This window comes from Pseudomonas sp. R5-89-07 (genome assembly GCF_003851685.1).
Taxonomy (GTDB): Bacteria; Pseudomonadota; Gammaproteobacteria; order Pseudomonadales; family Pseudomonadaceae; genus Aquipseudomonas.
In genome coordinates this window covers 294,830-311,305 of record NZ_CP027727.1, presented here as the reverse complement: position 1 = coordinate 311,305, position 16,476 = coordinate 294,830, and the positions used below count along the sequence as shown (strand labels likewise).

Annotated in this window: 15 protein-coding genes; 10 read left to right on the top strand and 5 right to left on the bottom strand. The window is 60.9% G+C overall.

What is annotated here, in order from left to right:
• The first annotated feature begins 246 nt into the window (after positions 1-246).
• The 3 genes from C4J94_RS01330 to gshA all read left to right on the top strand — a co-directional run bounded on the left by C4J94_RS01330 (position 247) and on the right by gshA (position 4,752).
• Positions 247-2,571 (top strand): Tex family protein, encoded by a 2,325-nt coding sequence (locus C4J94_RS01330; RefSeq protein ID WP_124384653.1) that lies wholly within the window; start codon positions 247-249, stop codon positions 2,569-2,571.
• Positions 2,571-2,954 (top strand): PaaI family thioesterase, encoded by a 384-nt coding sequence (locus C4J94_RS01325; RefSeq protein ID WP_124384652.1) that lies wholly within the window; start codon positions 2,571-2,573, stop codon positions 2,952-2,954. The genes C4J94_RS01330 and C4J94_RS01325 overlap by 1 nt, the downstream gene beginning before the upstream one ends.
• Positions 2,955-3,168: 214 nt before the next feature.
• Positions 3,169-4,752 (top strand): glutamate--cysteine ligase, encoded by a 1,584-nt coding sequence (gshA, locus tag C4J94_RS01320; protein WP_124384651.1) that lies wholly within the window; start codon positions 3,169-3,171, stop codon positions 4,750-4,752.
• A 69-nt stretch (positions 4,753-4,821) separates the two neighbouring features.
• On the opposite strand, the gene C4J94_RS01315 is transcribed toward gshA, so the two are convergent.
• Together C4J94_RS01315 and C4J94_RS27715 are read right to left on the bottom strand one after the other, a co-directional pair.
• Positions 4,822-5,652: an IS3 family transposase gene (locus C4J94_RS01315; protein WP_256657709.1), complete on the bottom strand. Its 831-nt coding sequence runs from the start codon at positions 5,650-5,652 to the stop codon at positions 4,822-4,824.
• Between the two features lie 8 nt (positions 5,653-5,660).
• On the bottom strand, positions 5,661-5,969 hold the full coding sequence (locus C4J94_RS27715) for a transposase (protein WP_256657553.1): 309 nt from the start codon (positions 5,967-5,969) through the stop codon (positions 5,661-5,663).
• A gap of 282 nt (positions 5,970-6,251) precedes the next feature.
• Here C4J94_RS27715 and tauA point away from each other — a divergent pair, with 282 nt between their 5' ends.
• Genes tauA through tauD form a run of 4 tightly spaced genes read left to right on the top strand, consistent with a single transcriptional unit; the run spans position 6,252 to position 9,706 of the window.
• Positions 6,252-7,229: a taurine ABC transporter substrate-binding protein gene (tauA, locus tag C4J94_RS01310; protein WP_124384650.1), complete on the top strand. Its 978-nt coding sequence runs from the start codon at positions 6,252-6,254 to the stop codon at positions 7,227-7,229.
• A gap of 13 nt (positions 7,230-7,242) precedes the next feature.
• Positions 7,243-8,022, top strand: a complete 780-nt coding sequence (tauB, locus tag C4J94_RS01305; protein ID WP_124384649.1) for a taurine ABC transporter ATP-binding subunit — start codon at positions 7,243-7,245, stop codon at positions 8,020-8,022.
• Entirely contained in the window at positions 8,019-8,855 is an 837-nt protein-coding gene (gene tauC / locus C4J94_RS01300; protein WP_124384648.1) for a taurine ABC transporter permease TauC, read from the top strand. The genes tauB and tauC overlap by 4 nt, the downstream gene beginning before the upstream one ends.
• Positions 8,856-8,869: 14 nt before the next feature.
• Positions 8,870-9,706 carry a taurine dioxygenase gene (gene tauD / locus C4J94_RS01295; RefSeq protein ID WP_124384647.1) on the top strand — a complete coding sequence of 279 codons (837 nt, stop codon included), beginning with the start codon at positions 8,870-8,872 and terminating at the stop codon, positions 9,704-9,706.
• Positions 9,707-9,816: 110 nt separating this feature from the next.
• Here the strand turns inward: tauD and mgrA are convergent, their stop codons facing one another.
• Together mgrA and C4J94_RS01285 are read right to left on the bottom strand one after the other, a co-directional pair.
• Positions 9,817-10,854, bottom strand: a complete 1,038-nt coding sequence (gene mgrA, locus C4J94_RS01290; protein WP_124384646.1) for an L-glyceraldehyde 3-phosphate reductase — start codon at positions 10,852-10,854, stop codon at positions 9,817-9,819.
• Positions 10,855-11,070: 216 nt separating this feature from the next.
• Positions 11,071-11,961, bottom strand: coding sequence for a LysR family transcriptional regulator (locus C4J94_RS01285; protein ID WP_124384645.1), 891 nt, complete (start codon positions 11,959-11,961; stop codon positions 11,071-11,073).
• A 115-nt stretch (positions 11,962-12,076) separates the two neighbouring features.
• On the opposite strand from C4J94_RS01285, the gene C4J94_RS01280 reads away from it, so the two are divergent.
• The 3 genes from C4J94_RS01280 to C4J94_RS01270 are packed head-to-tail and all read left to right on the top strand — an operon-like array spanning position 12,077 to position 14,269.
• Positions 12,077-12,808, top strand: a complete 732-nt coding sequence (locus tag C4J94_RS01280) for an SDR family oxidoreductase (RefSeq protein WP_124384644.1) — start codon at positions 12,077-12,079, stop codon at positions 12,806-12,808.
• Between the two features lie 30 nt (positions 12,809-12,838).
• On the top strand, positions 12,839-13,348 hold the full coding sequence (locus C4J94_RS01275; protein ID WP_124384643.1) for a DUF1097 domain-containing protein: 510 nt from the start codon (positions 12,839-12,841) through the stop codon (positions 13,346-13,348).
• Positions 13,349-13,372: 24 nt separating this feature from the next.
• Entirely contained in the window at positions 13,373-14,269 is an 897-nt protein-coding gene (locus tag C4J94_RS01270; RefSeq protein ID WP_124384642.1) for an SDR family oxidoreductase, read from the top strand.
• Positions 14,270-14,389: 120 nt separating this feature from the next.
• On the opposite strand, the gene betT is transcribed toward C4J94_RS01270, so the two are convergent.
• A complete protein-coding gene (gene betT / locus C4J94_RS01265; protein WP_218566821.1) occupies positions 14,390-16,351 on the bottom strand; it encodes a choline transporter BetT in 1,962 nt (653 codons plus the stop codon).
• Positions 16,352-16,476: the final 125 nt, after the last annotated feature.

Genomic DNA, 16,476 nt, shown 5'->3' with positions numbered 1-16,476 from the left:
CTCTGGCGCAGTAGCCCCCAAGGGCAGAACGCTGGTTATAATGCGGCGCCTTCGTGCAGGGCAACGTCAGATCGTTACTGTTTACTGCCGGGCTTTTTTTTACCGGCTTATCGTGTTTTTTCGATTTCGAGGGTCAATAGGCTGCCTCTTGACCCAGGCAGCGGCGCCAGTCGGGCCGCTCAACCAGCCTCGCAAGGCCTTGTTTTCCGGGCGTGCGAGCTGCTTTTCAGAATTTCAGGTGGTTTTATGGACAGCATCAACAGCCGCATCGCCGAGGAACTCGGTGTACGCCCACAACAGGTCGAAGCGGCCGTCGCGCTACTGGATGAAGGCTCCACGGTGCCTTTCATCGCCCGTTACCGAAAAGAAGTAACAGGCAGCCTTGACGATATCCAGCTGCGACACCTGGAAGAACGCCTGCGCTACCTGCGAGAACTCGACGAGCGGCGTATCAGCATCCTTGCCAGCATCGAAGAACAGGGCAAGTTGACCCCGCAATTGGAACGCGACATCAAGCTCGCCGACACCAAGACCCGCCTCGAAGACCTTTATCTGCCGTATAAACAGAAACGTCGTACAAAGGGCCAGATCGCCCTGGAAGCTGGCCTGGGCGACTTGGCCGACGGCCTGTTCAATGACCCGTCGCTGAACCCGGAAACCGAAGCCGCGCGTTTTGTCGACGCAGAAAAAGGCGTCGCCGATATCAAGGCCGCCCTTGAAGGCGCCAAGTACATCCTGATGGAGCGCTTCGCGGAAAACGCCAGCCTGCTCGAAAAGCTGCGTACCTACTTGAAACAGGAAGCCATCCTCAGCGCCCGCGTGATCGCCGGCAAAGAGGAAGAAGGCGCCAAGTTCCGCGATTACTTCGAACACGACGAACCGCTCAAAAGCATGCCATCCCACCGCGCCCTGGCGATTTTCCGCGGCCGCAACGAGGGCATTCTCAGCTCCGCGCTGAAAGTCGGTGACGAGCTGCCAGGCACCATGCACCCGTGCGAGGGCATGATCGGTCAACAATTCGGCATCCAGAATCAGAATCGTCCTGCGGACAAGTGGCTCGGTGAAGTCGTGCGCTGGACCTGGAAGGTCAAGCTCTACACCCACCTGGAAACCGACCTGCTCGGCGAGCTGCGTGATGGCGCCGAAACCGAAGCGATCAACGTGTTCGCCCACAACCTGCATGACCTGTTGCTGGCTGCACCGGCCGGCCCACGGGCGACCCTGGGCCTGGACCCGGGCCTGCGCACCGGTTGCAAGGTCGCGGTGGTCGACGCCACCGGCAAGCTGCTGGACCACGCCACCGTCTACCCGCACGTACCGCATAACAAGTGGGACCAGACCCTCGCGATCCTGGCCGCCCTGTGCGCCAAGCACGCCGTGGACCTGATCGCCATCGGCAACGGCACCGCCAGCCGCGAAACCGACAAGCTGGCCGCCGAGCTGATCAAAAAGTACCCAGCCATGAAGATGACCAAGGTGATGGTCTCCGAGGCGGGGGCTTCGGTGTACTCGGCCTCGGAACTGGCGTCCAAGGAATTCCCGGACCTCGATGTGTCGATCCGCGGCGCCGTGTCGATTGCCCGTCGCCTGCAGGACCCGCTGGCCGAACTGGTGAAAATCGACCCCAAATCCATCGGCGTCGGCCAATACCAGCATGACGTGTCGCAGCTCAAGCTGGCGCGGGGCCTGGATGCGGTCGTGGAAGACTGCGTGAACGCCGTGGGTGTGGACGTAAATACCGCGTCCGTGGCGCTGCTTGCACGCATCTCCGGCCTCAACGCTACCCTCGCGCAGAATATCGTCACCCACCGCGACGAGAACGGCGCGTTCAAAACCCGCGCCGCGCTGAAAAAAGTCGCGCGCCTGGGTGAGAAAACCTTCGAGCAAGCCGCCGGTTTCCTACGCGTAATGAACGGTGATAACCCGCTGGATGCCTCTGCGGTTCACCCGGAAGCCTATCCGCTGGTACAGCGCATTGCCGCCGAAACCGATCGCGACATCCGCTCGCTGATCGGCGACGCCGCGTTCCTCAAGCGCCTGGACCCGAAGAAGTACACCGACGAAACCTTCGGCGTGCCGACCATCACCGACATTCTGCAAGAACTGGAAAAGCCCGGCCGCGACCCACGCCCCGAGTTCAAGACCGCCGAGTTCCAGGACGGTGTCGAAGACCTCAAGGACCTGCAACCGGGCATGATCCTCGAAGGCGTGGTGACCAACGTGACCAACTTCGGCGCGTTCGTCGATATCGGCGTGCATCAGGACGGCTTGGTGCATATCTCCGCGCTTTCGGAGAAGTTCATCAAGGATCCTCGCGAAGCGGTAAAGGCCGGTGACGTGGTCAAGGTCAAGGTGATGGAAGTCGACATCCCGCGCAAACGCGTTGGCCTGTCGATGCGCATGAGCGACACCCCCGGCGAGAAAATCGACGGAGCCCGTGGCGCCCGCCCTGGCTCGGCACCGCGCTCATCGCAGAACACCGCGCCGCGCAAGGAAACCGCGACAGCCGCACCGAGCAACAATGCCATGGCTTCGCTGTTCGCCAAAGCCAAGCAGTTGAAGAAGCGCTGATGGATATTCCGGCCGGTTTGACCCAGAGCGCATTCAGCGAACTGATCGGCTGCCGCCTGCAACGCCTGGATGAGGGCGTTGCCGAGGTGGCCCTGAGCCTGGCGCCGCAGTTGCGCAATCGCGGCGGCAAGCTGCATGGCGGCGCGATCTTCAGCCTGGTGGATATCACCATGGGGCTGGCCTGCTCCAGCTCCCATGGGTTCGACCAGCAGAGCGCGACCATCGAGTGCAAGATCAACTATATCCGCGCCGTTGAAGACGGAGATGTGCTGTGCACCAGCCGGGTGATCCACGCCGGCAGGCGCACATTGGTGGTCGAAGCCGACGTGTACCAGGGCGAAAGACTTGTCGCAAAAGCACAGGGCACGTTCGCTGTCCTATAGCTCCCTACCCCTGATTTGAGTTAATTTCGGCGCTGCGACAACAGCGTCGGAATTTTCTCGCTGCGCTGTAGCCCAATTCATGGAGTGAAGTCGGCATATTCAGAGCGGGTCAAATCGACTCAGAACCAGGCGATCACGCCAGTTTCAACTTCACCCTTGTAGACCGTCTTGCCCACCCCCATATTGGGGCGACTGACGCGTGAAGGAATCCAACTTGAGCGAACTTCTCAACCGCCGCCTGGCCCTGCTCGGCAAGCGCGAACACCTCTCCCTGCTAGAGCACTGCCTGCATGGCATCGAGCGTGAATGCCTGCGCGTCACCAGCGAGGGTCGCCTGGCCCAGACGCCGCATCCGGAAGCCCTGGGCGCCGCGTTGACCCACGAGCAGATCACCACCGACTACTCGGAATCGCTGCTGGAGTTCATCACCCCCGCGCTGCCCAACCCGGCCGATACCCTGAGCAGCCTGGACAAGATCCATCGCTTTGCCTACAGCAAGCTGGGCAGCGAATACCTGTGGAGCCCCTCGATGCCGTGTCCGTTGCCGGCTGAGGAAGACATTCCGATTGCCTACTACGGCACGTCCAATATCGGCCAGCTCAAGTACGTGTATCGCAAGGGCCTGGCCCTGCGCTACGGCAAGACCATGCAATGCATCGCCGGCATCCACTACAACTTTTCGCTGCCCGAACAGCTGTGGCCGTTGCTCAAGGAAGCCGAAGGGTTTGTCGGCACCGACCGCGACTACCAATCCACCGCCTACATCGCGCTGATTCGTAACTTCCGTCGCTACAGCTGGCTGTTGATGTACCTCTTTGGCGCCTCGCCGGCCCTGGATGCGGGTTTCCTGCGCGGTCGCTCGCACCAGCTGGAAGTGCTCGACGCCGAAACACTGTACTTGCCGTACGCCACCAGCCTGCGCATGAGCGACCTGGGTTACCAGAGCAACGCTCAGGCCGGCCTCACGCCGTGTTACAACGACCTGGCCAGCTACACCGACAGCCTGCGCGAAGCGGTGGCAACGCCCTACGCGCCGTATGTCGAAGTCGGCACGCACAAGGATGGCGAGTGGGTGCAGCTCAACACCAACATTCTGCAGATCGAAAACGAGTACTACTCCAACATCCGCCCCAAGCGCGTGACCTATACCGGCGAGCGGCCGATCCAGGCGCTGATGGCCCGTGGTATCCAGTACATCGAAGTGCGCTGCCTGGACATCAACCCGTTTCTGCCGATGGGCATCGACCTTCCCGAGTCGCGCTTTCTTGACGCGTTCCTGTTGTATTGCGCACTGAATGACAGCCCACTGTTCGCCAGTAATGAATGCGGGAATGCCACCTCAAACTTCCTCAGCGTGGTCAAGGAAGGCCGCCGGCCGGGCCTGCAATTGCAGCGCGAGGGTCAAGCGGTGGATATGAAAGAGTGGGCCACCGAGCTTTTGGAGCAAATCGCCCCGCTGGCCGCCCTGCTCGACGAGAGCCATGGCATCACTGAACATAGCCAGGCACTGGACGCTCAACTGGCCAAGATCAACGACCCGTCTCTGACGCCGTCGGCTCAGGTGCTGGCAGCAATGGCCGAGCGCAAGGAAAGCTTTGCGCAGTTCTCGCTGCACCAGAGCGAGCTGCACGCCGAGTACTTCCGCAAGGAGCCGCTTCCCGCCGAGGAACAGGCGCGCTTTGAAGAACTGGCGCGTACGTCGCTGGCTCAACAGGCTGAGCTTGAGCAGAACGAAGTGGGCGATTTCGATGTGTTCGTCGGCTCGTACCAGGCGAGCATTCTGGCGATCAGCAACTAAGGACGAACTCAGTCCATTGTGGGAGGGGGCTTGTTCTGGTCAAGTTTTTCCGGACACCGATTACGGTGATTAAGCCGCCTCCTGCTCCATGGCTATTGGCGACAGGTAGTTGTTGTAGCTGTGGAGCCTGATTCGGTTGTATCGCATGAAGAAGCGGGTCATATCCTGCTTGGCTTCTTCAACTGTCGTATAGCCTTTGGTGGGCACCCACTCTGATTTGAGCGTCCCGAAGAAACGCTCTGTTGGCGCGTTGTCCCAGCACTGCCCCCTGCGGCTCATGCTTTGCGTTATTCCATGCTCCAGCAGCTCGGACTGAAAGAGCTGGCTGGTGTATTGGCAGCCTTGATCCGAATGAAACATCAAGCCTGCATGTTTGCCTCGAACCTCTACCGCCATTCTCAGCGCCTTGCTTACCAGGTTGGCGTCATTGATCAGAGAAAATGCCCAGCCAACGATTCGGCGGGCGAACAGATCAATCACCGCTGCCAAGTGATACCAGCGTTTCCCAACCATCAGGCTGGTAACGTCGCCGCACCAGACCTGATTAATTGCGGTTGGCTCGAAGTTACGCTCGAGCAGGTTCTTGGCCACAAATGCTTCGACGCCTCTAGAACGATACTGATGGCGGCGGCGCTGTTTGCTGGCCAGATTTGCCTCCGCCATGAGCTTTGCAACTAAATACCTTCCCACCTTGATCTGCTGGGCCTTCAGGCGCTGAGAGATCATCCGCGCGCCTGCACTTTCCCGGCTTTCGACATGCAATTGCACGACTTTTGCTCTAAGCGCGTCACGCTCGGCATTCGGCGCTGAGCGACGCTTAATCCAGTCATAAAACGCGCTGCGAGAAACGCCTAGCGCACTGCAAAGCAGGCTGGTCGGATATGAACTCGACTCCCTCAGTTCCTCGATCAGGAAAAACGATCGGGATCCGACATCAAGAGAGCCGTAGCCTTTTTTAAGATTTCAGCCTCAGTCTCCAGGCGCTTGACCTTGGCTCGTAGCTGTTGAAGCTCTCGCTGTTCGTCGCTGATAGCTTTGGTACCTGCCACTGGCTGCCCTTTGTGACGCTCTTTACGAACCTGATCAACCCAGCGGCGCAGAGCCGTAGGGCCAACGTCCATCGATGCACAGACGTCGGGAACTGAGCAGTTATCATCAAGAACCATGCTTGCAGCACGTTGCTTGAACTCGCGGGTATAGGTCTTTCGCTGTTGCATTTGGAACCTCCTGATTGGGCGAATCATATCGCCCTTAAGAGGTGTCCGGGATCATTAGGCCAGTTCAGCTTGCCCCCGATAGCAGAGTGTCAGTCTACCTATGAGTGACTGATTCACCGCTATCGGGGGCAAGCCCCCTCCCACATTTGCCCTCATATGGCGCAGATTAGCTTCAATCTTCTCTGACTAAGCTAATTCGAAAATGTTATTTATTTTCTGATTCTTAGATCATTTAGTCTCCTCACACGCCGACCCCCGGCCGCCTGACTGAGGAGCTCCCCCTTGAAACTGCTGACCCCCCTGCGCTTGCTGGCGGCGTTGTCCCTGGCCGGTGCCAGCCTGTTTGTCCAGGCGGCGGATGTGACCGTCGCTTACCAGACCACCGTAGACCCGGCGAAAGTTGCCCAGGCCGACGGCGCCTATGAAAAGGCCACCCACGCCAAGATCGACTGGCGCAAATTCGACAATGGCGCCGATATCATCGCCGCCATCGCCTCGGGCGACGTGCAGATCGGTTACCTCGGTTCCAGCCCGTTGACCGCTGCGATCACTCGCAAGGTACCGGTGCAAACCTTTCTCGTCGCCACCCAGATCGGCGGCGCCGAAGCGCTGGTGGCGCGGGATGGCTCGGGCATCAACAGCCCTCAGGACCTGATCGGTAAAAAGATCGCCGTGCCGTTCGTGTCCACCGGTCACTACAGCCTGCTGGCCGCGCTGAAGCACTGGAACATCGACCCTTCGAAAGTGACCATCCTCAATCTCGCACCACCGGCCATCATCGCCGCCTGGAAGCGCGGTGATATCGACGCCACCTACGTGTGGGACCCGGCACTGGGCGTCGCCAAGGAAAACGGCAAGGTGTTGATCACCTCCGGCGAGCTGGCCAAGTTCGGCGCGCCGACCTTCGACGCCTGGATCGTGCGCAAGGACTTCGCCGAGAAGCATCCGGAAATCGTCACTGCCTTTGCCAAGGTCACCCTGGATGCCTACGCCGCGTATCGCAAAGACCCACAAGCGTGGCTCGCCGACAAAACCAACGTCGACAAGCTGGTGAAACTCTCCGGTGCCAAGGCCAGCGACATCCCGCTGCTGCTGCAAGGCAACGTCTACCCGTTGGCCGCCGACCAGGTCACCCTGCTGGGCGCCCCGACCACCAAGGCCGTCACCGATACCGCGGCGTTCCTCAAGGAACAAGGCAAGGTCGACGCCGTGCTGCCGGACTACGCCCCATACATCAGCGCCAAATTCATCACTAACTGAGGAGTTCATCGCGATGGCCTTGCTACAACTGGAGCGCATCAGCGCACAGTACCCAGGCGCTCCGGAACCGGTACTGGCGGATATTTCACTTGAACTTGGGCCCCAGCAATTGCTGGTGGCCCTCGGCCCTTCCGGCAGTGGCAAGACTTCGCTGTTGAACCTGATTGCCGGCTTCGTCGAGCCCTCGGCCGGGCGCATTACCCTCGATGGTGTGCCGGTCAAAGGCCCCAGTGCCGAGCGCGGCGTGGTGTTCCAGGACGACGCCCTGCTGCCCTGGCAGGACGTGCTGGCCAACGTCGGCTTCGGCCTGGAACTGGCCGGCGTGCCCAAGGCGCAACGTGAAGTGCGCGCTCGGGAAATGCTCGCGCTGGTGGACCTGAGCGGTTTCGACAGCCGCCGCATCTGGCAACTCTCCGGTGGCCAGAAGCAACGCGTCGGCCTCGCTCGCGCCCTCGCCGCCGACCCTCGCGTGTTACTGATGGACGAGCCCTTCGGCGCCCTCGATGCCTTTACCCGCGAACAGATGCAGGAACTGCTGCTGCAAGTCTGGCGCCGCACGGCCAAACCGGTGTTCCTGATCACCCACGACATCGAAGAAGCGGTGTTCCTCGCCACGGACCTGATCCTGTTGGCACCCAATCCCGGCCAAATCGTCGAACGCCTGCACCTGGACTTCGGCCAACGCTACGCGGCGGGCGAATCGGCACGGGCGATCAAGTCCGACCCACGCTTTATCGAAACCCGTGAACATGTGCTGGGCAAAGTGTTCTCGCAACGGCAGGTGTACGCATGAGCAGCTACGAACTTTCCACGACGGCGGCCAAGCCCGTCGCACCCCAGCCGGTCGCGCTACGGCGCAGCCTGAGTACGCGCTGGATCAGTGTGTTGACTCTGCTTGCCCTGCTCGCGCTGTGGTGGGCAGTGACCGCCACCGGGCTGATCGAGCCGCTGTTCCTGCCGCCACCCTCGGCTGTGCTGCAAAAAGGCTGGTTGCTGGCCACTACCGGCTATATGGATTCCACCTTGTGGCAGCACTTGGGCGCCAGCCTCAGCCGCATCGGCCTGGGCTTGGGCTTTGCGGTACTGACGGCTGTGCCGGTGGGGATCGCCATCGGTGCCAACCGTATTGCCCGCGGCATTCTCGACCCGCTGATCGAGTTCTACCGGCCGATTCCGCCGCTGGCCTATCTGCCGCTGATCGTGATTTGGTGCGGCATCGGCGAGCTGTCCAAGGTGCTGCTGATTTACCTGGCGATCTTTGCGCCGATTGCCATCGCCACCGCGACCGGCGTGCGCACTGTGGACCCGGCCAAGTTGCGCGCCGCGCAGTCCCTCGGCGCGACTCGGGCCCAGTTGATTCGTCATGTGATCCTGCCCAGCGCCCTGCCCGACATCCTCACCGGTGTGCGCATCGGCCTGGGCGTGGGGTGGTCGACCCTGGTGGCCGCCGAGCTGATCGCCGCCACCAGCGGCCTGGGCTTCATGGTGCAGTCGGCTGCGCAGTTTCTGGTCACCGACGTCGTGGTATTGGGCATCCTGGTGATCGCGCTGATCGCCTTCGCCATGGAAATGGGCCTGCGCGCCCTGCAGCGTAAATTAGTGCCGTGGCATGGCCAGGCACACTGAGTGATGAACGATAAATGAGCAGCCTGACCGTTACCCCGTTAAGCACCGCACTGGGCGCACAGATCAGTGGCGTCGATATTACCCAAACGCTGAGCAGCGAACAGCGCGACGCCATTGAACAAGCACTGCTCGCGCATTCAGTGCTGTTCTTTCGCAATCAGCCGATCACCCCGCAGCAACAGGCACGGTTCGCGGCGCATTTTGGTGACCTGCATATTCATCCGATCTACCCCAACGTGCCGGAACAGCCCGAAGTGCTGATCCTCGACACGGCCGTCACCGATGTGCGTGACAATGCGATCTGGCACACCGACGTGACCTTCCTGCCCACCCCGGCCCTCGGCGCGGTACTCAGCGCCAAGCTGCTGCCGGCCTACGGTGGCGACACTTTGTGGGCCAGTGGGATTGCGGCCTATGAAGCGCTGTCCGAACCCTTCAAGGCATTGCTCGATGGGCTGACTGCCACCCACGACTTCGTCAAATCCTTCCCACTGGAGCGCTATGGCAACACCGCCGCCGACCTGGCGCGCTGGGAAGAAGCCCGCAAAAAGAACCCGCCACTGTCGCACCCGGTGATACGCACACACCCTGTGAGTGGCCGTAAATCGCTGTTCGTCAGCGACGGCTTCACCACCAGGATCAATGAGCTGGAGCCGGCGGAAAGCGAAGCGGTCCTGAAGTTTTTGTTCGCGCATGCCACCCGCCCGGAATTCACCATTCGCTGGCGCTGGCAGGAAAACGACGTGGCGTTCTGGGACAACCGCGTCACCCAGCACTACGCAGTGGACGACTACCGGCCGCAGCGGCGGGTGATGCACCGGGCAACCATCCTGGGCGACGTGCCGTTTTAAATGTGGGAGGGGGCTTGCCCCCGATGGCGGTAGGTCAGTCACTGATTAGTTGGCTGAAAAATTGCTATCGGGGGCAAGCCCCCTCCCACATTTTGACCGAGTTGCGTCAGTTATTCAGCGGTGGATGGTTTTTCCCACAGGTTGATTCCGCCTTCCTGGGCAAACCGGTCGATTTCCGCCAGTTCTTCAGCGCTGAAGTTCAGGTTCTGCAGCGCCCCGACGTTCTCGATGATCTGCTCCGGCCGGCTCGCACCGATCAGCGCACTGGTCACCCGTGGATCGCGCAGGGTCCAGGCCAACGCCAGTTGCGCCAGGCTCTGGCCACGACGCTGAGCGATTTCGTTCAAGGCACGCACGTGGGCAATGTTGGCTTCGGACAGATGCTTGGCCTGCAGCGAGCCACCACCGGGGCGATTCACCCGCGCATCGGCCGGTACGCCGTTGAGGTATTTATCGGTGAGCAAACCCTGGGCCAGCGGCGTGAAGGCAATCACCCCGGTGCCGAGTTCTTCGGTAGTGTCGAGCAGGTCTTTTTCCACCCAGCGGTTGAGCAGGTTGTAGGCCGGTTGGTGAATCAACAGCGGCACTTTCCACTCTTTGAGCAGGGCTGCCATCTCGCGGGTCTTTACCCCGGAGTAGGACGAGATACCGATGTACAGCGCCTTGCCCTGTTGCACGGCGGTCGCCAGCGCACTGGCGGTTTCTTCCAGCGGCGTGTCAGCATCGAAACGGTGGGAATAGAAAATATCCACGTAGTCGACGCCCAGGCGTTGCAGGCTCTGGTCCAGGCTCGCCAGCACGTACTTACGCGAGCCGCCGCCCTGGCCGTAAGGACCGGGCCACATGTCCCAGCCGGCCTTGCTCGAGATGATCAGCTCGTCGCGGTAGTGCTTGAAGTCTTCGCGCAGCAAACGGCCGAAGTTGATCTCGGCGCTGCCGTAAGGCGGGCCGTAGTTATTGGCCAGGTCGAAGTGGTTGATACCCAGGTCGAACGCAGTGCGCAGCAGGGCGCGCTGGGTGGCGATGGGCGTGCTGTCGCCAAAGTTGTGCCACAACCCCAGGGACAGTGCCGGCAGCACCAATCCACTGCGGCCTACGCGGCGATAAGGAATAGATTCATAGCGGTTTTCGGCAGCAATGTACGTCATCGAATCCTCTCTGGGCTTGGGGCCAATAAGGCCTGGGAATAAGGTTATTCCCAGGCCTTTCAACCCGCTGAATCGCTTAAGTATGCCTTCCTCTTTTACAGCAATTTGCTACTCGTGTGGAACGGCAGGTGCCAAGTTGCGCTACAACGATCTCATGCGCCTATGCGCTTTTGATGCCCAGCCCGGTGCGAATGTCATCGATTCAAGCAGAGGAAATCAGCGCACATTTTCGAAAATTTCGGCGAGCCAGTCGACGAATACGCGCACCCGCGGCGAGAGCTGTCGATTGTGTGGGTAAAGCACGGAAACCGGCATCGAGGGTGGCGGCGTATCTTTCAGAATTTCACACATTACGCCCTGCTTGATCAGCTCGGCCATGCGGTAATGCGGACATTGGATAATGCCCAACCCGGCCACCGCACTGGCCGAATAGATTTCGGCGCCAAATACCGAGAGCGCACTTTCGATGGTGACTTCCCGCAGCACACCTTCGACCATGAACTCGAACGGAAACAACTTAGCCGTCGTGCGCGAAACGTAGTTCACCGCACGATGCCGACTCAGGTCAGCCAGGCTCTGCGGCTCGCCGTATGTACGCAAGTAGGCGGGACTGGCGCAGGTGACCTGGCGCAAGGTCGCCACCCGCCGACCGATCAACGAGGAGTCGCCCAGGGTTCCTGCGCGCAGCACGCAATCAACCCCTTCGCTGATCAGGTCGACAAAGCGATCCGCCTCGCTGATGGACAGCTCGATGTGCGGGTAACGCGCCATAAATTGCGGTAACGCCGGTATCACAAAGTACTTGGCCAGGGTGCCGTGCAGATCCACACGCAACCGGCCCTTGGGCGCCACGCTGCGAAAGGCCAGCTCTGCCTCTTCGAGTTCGGCCAGAAGGTGCACGCAGCGTTGGTAATAAGCCTCGCCGTCCAGGGTCGGGCGCACGCGCCTAGTGCTGCGCTCCAGAAGGCGCGTGCCAAGCCAGGCTTCGAATTGGTTGAGGGTGTGGGTAAGGGTTGCACGCGGCAGATTCAGGTCATCGGCCGCCAGCGTGAAGCTTGAACGTTCGTAGATGCGTACGAACACCTTCATCGCTTTGACCTGGTCCATGTTGCCTCTCCATTGTTGGCGATAATTGAACAGTGAGGGCAACTCTGGCGCATTTATCGGCTTGGGTAAACATGTGAATCTGCTTCCACACCCCCCACTTCAAGGAAACCGGATCATGACAACTCAAGTCGCAATCATCACTGGCGCTTCTCGCGGTATCGGTGCGGTAGTCGCCAGACAGCTCGCCGCCGACGGTTACGCCGTCGCCATCAACTACGCCAACAGCGCTACCGAAGCATCCGCGCTGGTGGTGGAACTGCGTCAGGCCGGCCACCAAGCCATAGCGATTCAAGGCGACGTGGCCAAGCCTGCCGACATCAAGCGGCTGTTCGATGAGACCGAGGCGCAACTGGGCAAGGTTGATGTGCTGGTCAACAACGCCGGCATTCTAAAGGCACTGCCTCTGGCCCAACACAGTGATGAACTCTACGACCAGAATTTCGATATCCACACACGGGGCACTTTCAACGCCTTGCGTGAAGCCGCCACGCGCCTGAATGACGGCGGGCGAATCGTCAATTTTTCCAGCAGCACCGTCGGCCTTAATTTCCCAGGTTACGCGGTGTACATCGCCAGCAAGGCGGCGGTGGAATCCTTGACCCAGGTATTTGCCAAGGAAATGCGCGGGCGGGGCATCACCGTCAACGCCGTCGCCCCCGGCCCGGTTGCCACCGAGTTGTTCCTGCACGGCAAGAGCGAAGAACAGATACAGGGCCTGGCCAAGATGGCGCCGCTGGAACGCCTCGGCCAACCGGAAGATATCGCTCGCACAGTGGCGTTTCTGGTGAGCCCGGCCGCCGGCTGGGTCAACGGGCAAATCCTGCGCGCCAATGGCGGCCTTGTTTGATTCGCTGATCCTATCGGAGGAGTTGCATTCATGAGTCACGCAAACAGCGCTGCCCAACCCAGCAGTCAATCAAAATGGGCGTTTACCCTGGCCACTGTCATTGCGGCCAGCATTGCTGCCATGGCCGCAGGCACCAGCGGAATGTTGACCTTGCCGGTCTGGGCGATGTTCGTCGGATGGGTCGCGTTTTTCAGCCGCGGGCTGACCCTGCGCGATGGCTTGACCAACCTGGGATGTGTATGGGTGGGCATTGCCATCGGCCTGTTGGCGGCAATGGGCATTGCAGCGCTGAGCCCCGCGCTCGGTGCGTGGGCACTGCCGACGGTGGTGTTTACCGTGGCAATGGTCGTGGTATCGCTGCGCGCCGTGCCGGTGATGAACAACATTCTCAGCTATTTCCTCGGCCTGATCGCGTACTTCGCCTCTCATCTGGAGCCATCACTGGAAAGTGTCGCTGAGTTGGGCGGCGCCAGCAGCCTTGGCGCCTTCGCCGGCTGGCTCTCCCACACCGTGCAGCAGCGCCTTGCGCGCCAAGCCTGAATCGCCATTTAAAAGGACAATGCTATGAAATCCGTAATCCTGATTACCGGTGCATCCAGCGGTTTTGGCGCCCTCACCGCCCGCGCCCTGGCCGATGCCGGCCACACCGTCTACGCCAGCATGCGCGAAACCCAGGGGCGCAACGCGCCGCAAGTGGCCGACGTACAGCGCTACGCCGCCGAACACCGTGTGGATCTGCGCAGTGTTGAGCTGGACGTAGCATCCAGTGAGTCCGTGGAGGCAGGCGTCGCCAGGATCGTCGCGGACTGCGGCCGCCTGGATGTGATCATCCACAACGCCGGGCACATGTCGTTCGGCCCGGCCGAGGCCTTCAGCCCCGAACAGTTCGCCCAGCTCTACGACATCAACGTGCTGAGCACCCAACGGGTCAACCGCACCGCACTGCCGCAACTGCGCAAACAAGGCAAAGGCCTGGTGATGTGGATATCGTCCAGCAGCGCACGCGGCGGCACCCCACCTTTTCTTGCCCCGTACTTCGCGGCCAAGGCGGCGATGGATTCCCTGGCGGTTTCTTATGCCAGCGAACTAAGCCTATGGGGGATTGAAACGTCGATCATCGTGCCAGGCGCTTTCACCAAGGGCACCAATCACTTCGTGCACTCCGGTAAGCCCGCTGACCAAGCCCGCGCGAGCGAGTACGAAGACGGCCCCTATGCAGGCGTGGCGAATGCCGCCCTCCAAGGCCTGGCGGCGCTGGAACCGGAGGATGCCGATGTGCGCGAGGTTGCCAGGGCGATAGTCGAGGTTGTCGGCCTGCCCTTCGGCACGCGCCCATTGCGTCGACATATCGACCCTTCCGAAGACGGCTGTGAAGTGGTCAACGGCGTGGCCGACCGAGTGCGCGCAGAGATGTTTCGCCGTATCGGCCTGCAGGATCTGCTGAAACCTGCCGCACACTGAAAAAATGGCAGGCGGGACGCCCTCAGCAGCGCCGGGCTTGCTTGCGAAAACTCCGGGATACTGCGGGCATCAGCATGCCCGCCGTATCGTTAAAGCCCTTCGCAAGCAAACCCGTTCCTGCTAGCGCACCAGATGCAGGAACTGCAAGTGCCGCTCGTACTGATCAAGAATGTCATTGATGATCTGTTCCTTGGTGTAGCCGACCAGGTCATAGTCCTGGCTGCCCTCACTCAAGTGCACTTCCGCCCGGTAGTAGCGGCGGTTGTTGATCTCTTTCTTGCCGATGCCGCCCAGGGCGAACGAAGGCGTGAAGTAGCCGCGCATCTGCACCTGGTAGATGAACGGACGCTCCTCGCCATGGCCGATTTCCAGGCTGACGCTGTCGTTGGACGGGTCGGGCTGGGTGACCACGCTCAGGCCCTTTTCGACAAAGACCGCCGTCACTTCTTCGATGGCCGGGCGCACCGTGGTGTCGAGGAAGCGGTACACCTCATCGCGCGACGGGAAATGCACCGCCTGGCTCAAGCGCTGGCGCCAGCCGCCTCGGCCTTTGCGGGAGGCCGATATCGGCGCCAGGGAATGCAACTGCGCGATCTGCTTCTGCGATTCGAGGTAGAACGCCTTGTGCAGCCCCCACATCATCAGCAACAGGATCAGCGAGAACGGCAACGAGGTCAGCACCACCGCTGATTTCAACGAATCAATACTGCCGGCAAACAGCAAGGCGCTGGTGACCAGGGCGGTCATCGCGCCCCAGAACACGCGCAGCCATTTCGGTCCGTCTTCATCGGCGTTGCCGCCTTTGGACGACAGGGTCGACAGCACCACGGTGCCGGAATCGGCTGAGGTCACGAAGAACACAAAACTGATGAACACCGTGACCGCGATTACGGTTTTGCTCCACGGGTAGGTTTCCAGCAGCAGGTACAGGCTCATCGACGGCTCATCGATGGCTGACTGGCCCAACGCGGTCATGCCATGGTTGAGCACCTGGTCAATGGCGCTGTTGCCGAAGATCGACATCCACGCCAGGGTGAAACCCAACGGGATCAGCAGCACGCCAAACACGAATTCGCGGATGGTGCGGCCACGGGAAATGCGCGCGATGAATAGGCCCACGAACGGCGACCATGCGATCCACCAAGCCCAGTAGAACACCGTCCAGCCGCCCAACCAGTCGCTGGGTTTGTCGTAGGCGTACACATCGAAACTCTTGGTCGGCAGGGCCCCCAGGTAGTCACCGATGTTCTGGATCAGGGTGTTGAGCAAATGCTGGGTGGGCCCGGCAAACAACACAAACAGCAGCAGCGCGCAGGCCAGCAGCATGTTGATGTCGGACATCACCCGCACGCCCTTGTCCACACCCGCCACGGCGACGATGATCGCCGCGCCCATCATCAAGGTGATCAAGCCCACCTGAATCCATTGGGTATGGGCAATACCGAACAGGTAGTCCAGGCCAGAGTTGAGGTGCAGCACGCCGAAGCCCATGTCGGCGCCCAGGCCGAACACCGTGGCGATGATGCCGAAGCCATCCACCGCGTAACCGATCGGGCCATTGATACGCTTGCCGATCAGCGGGTACAGCGCCGAGCGCAACGCCAGCGGCAGGTTATGCCGGTAGGCGAAGTACGCCAGCGCCATGCCGACAAACGCGAACACGCCCCAGCCGTGCAGGCCCCAGTGCAGGAACAGGATCTGCATGGCCTGGCGCGCCGCATCCGCATTCAGCGCCTGGCCCTGGGGCGGTTGCACCAGGTGAGTCAGGGGTTCGGATACGCAAAAGAAGAACAGCGTGATGCTGATCCCGGCGGCGAACAGCATGCCGGCCCAGGACAGGTAGCTGAATTCGGGCTCGTCGTGGTCGGCACCGAGTTTTATCTTGCCGTAGCCCGATAGCGCGGTGACCACCACGAAGACCAGATACAGCGTCATCGCCAGCATGTAATACCAGCCGACCGTATTGGCCGCCCAGTTTTGCGCCGCCAGCAGCCAGGCACCAGCCTGTTGCGGGATAGCGATGACCGTGAGGCCGAACAGCAAAATGGCTGTGGCGGCAAAGTAGAAGACGGGCGCATTCATGCGCACCTGACCGCTGGACGGGGTGGACGATGCACTCATGAACCCTGCACCCCCGAGGTGTGAAATGTGGCTGTAAATAACGGACTCAGCAAAGGTAAGCCTCCTGTTGTGAGCGGGCAGCGAAC

Bases quoted from the DNA above. Each gene is read 5' to 3' on its own strand.
- C4J94_RS01330 (WP_124384653.1), top strand. From the start codon at position 247: ATGGACAGCATCAACAGCCGCATCGCCGAGGAACTCGGTGTACGCCCA.
- C4J94_RS01325 (WP_124384652.1), top strand. From the start codon at position 2,571: ATGGATATTCCGGCCGGTTTGACCCAGAGCGCATTCAGCGAACTGATC.
- C4J94_RS27715 (WP_256657553.1), bottom strand. From the start codon at position 5,969: ATGCAACAGCGAAAGACCTATACCCGCGAGTTCAAGCAACGTGCTGCA.
- tauB (WP_124384649.1), top strand. From the start codon at position 7,243: ATGGCCTTGCTACAACTGGAGCGCATCAGCGCACAGTACCCAGGCGCT.
- tauC (WP_124384648.1), top strand. From the start codon at position 8,019: ATGAGCAGCTACGAACTTTCCACGACGGCGGCCAAGCCCGTCGCACCC.
- tauD (WP_124384647.1), top strand. From the start codon at position 8,870: ATGAGCAGCCTGACCGTTACCCCGTTAAGCACCGCACTGGGCGCACAG.
- mgrA (WP_124384646.1), bottom strand. From the start codon at position 10,854: ATGACGTACATTGCTGCCGAAAACCGCTATGAATCTATTCCTTATCGC.
- C4J94_RS01285 (WP_124384645.1), bottom strand. From the start codon at position 11,961: ATGGACCAGGTCAAAGCGATGAAGGTGTTCGTACGCATCTACGAACGT.
- C4J94_RS01280 (WP_124384644.1), top strand. From the start codon at position 12,077: ATGACAACTCAAGTCGCAATCATCACTGGCGCTTCTCGCGGTATCGGT.
- C4J94_RS01275 (WP_124384643.1), top strand. From the start codon at position 12,839: ATGAGTCACGCAAACAGCGCTGCCCAACCCAGCAGTCAATCAAAATGG.
- C4J94_RS01270 (WP_124384642.1), top strand. From the start codon at position 13,373: ATGAAATCCGTAATCCTGATTACCGGTGCATCCAGCGGTTTTGGCGCC.
- betT (WP_218566821.1), bottom strand. From the start codon at position 16,351: ATGAATGCGCCCGTCTTCTACTTTGCCGCCACAGCCATTTTGCTGTTC.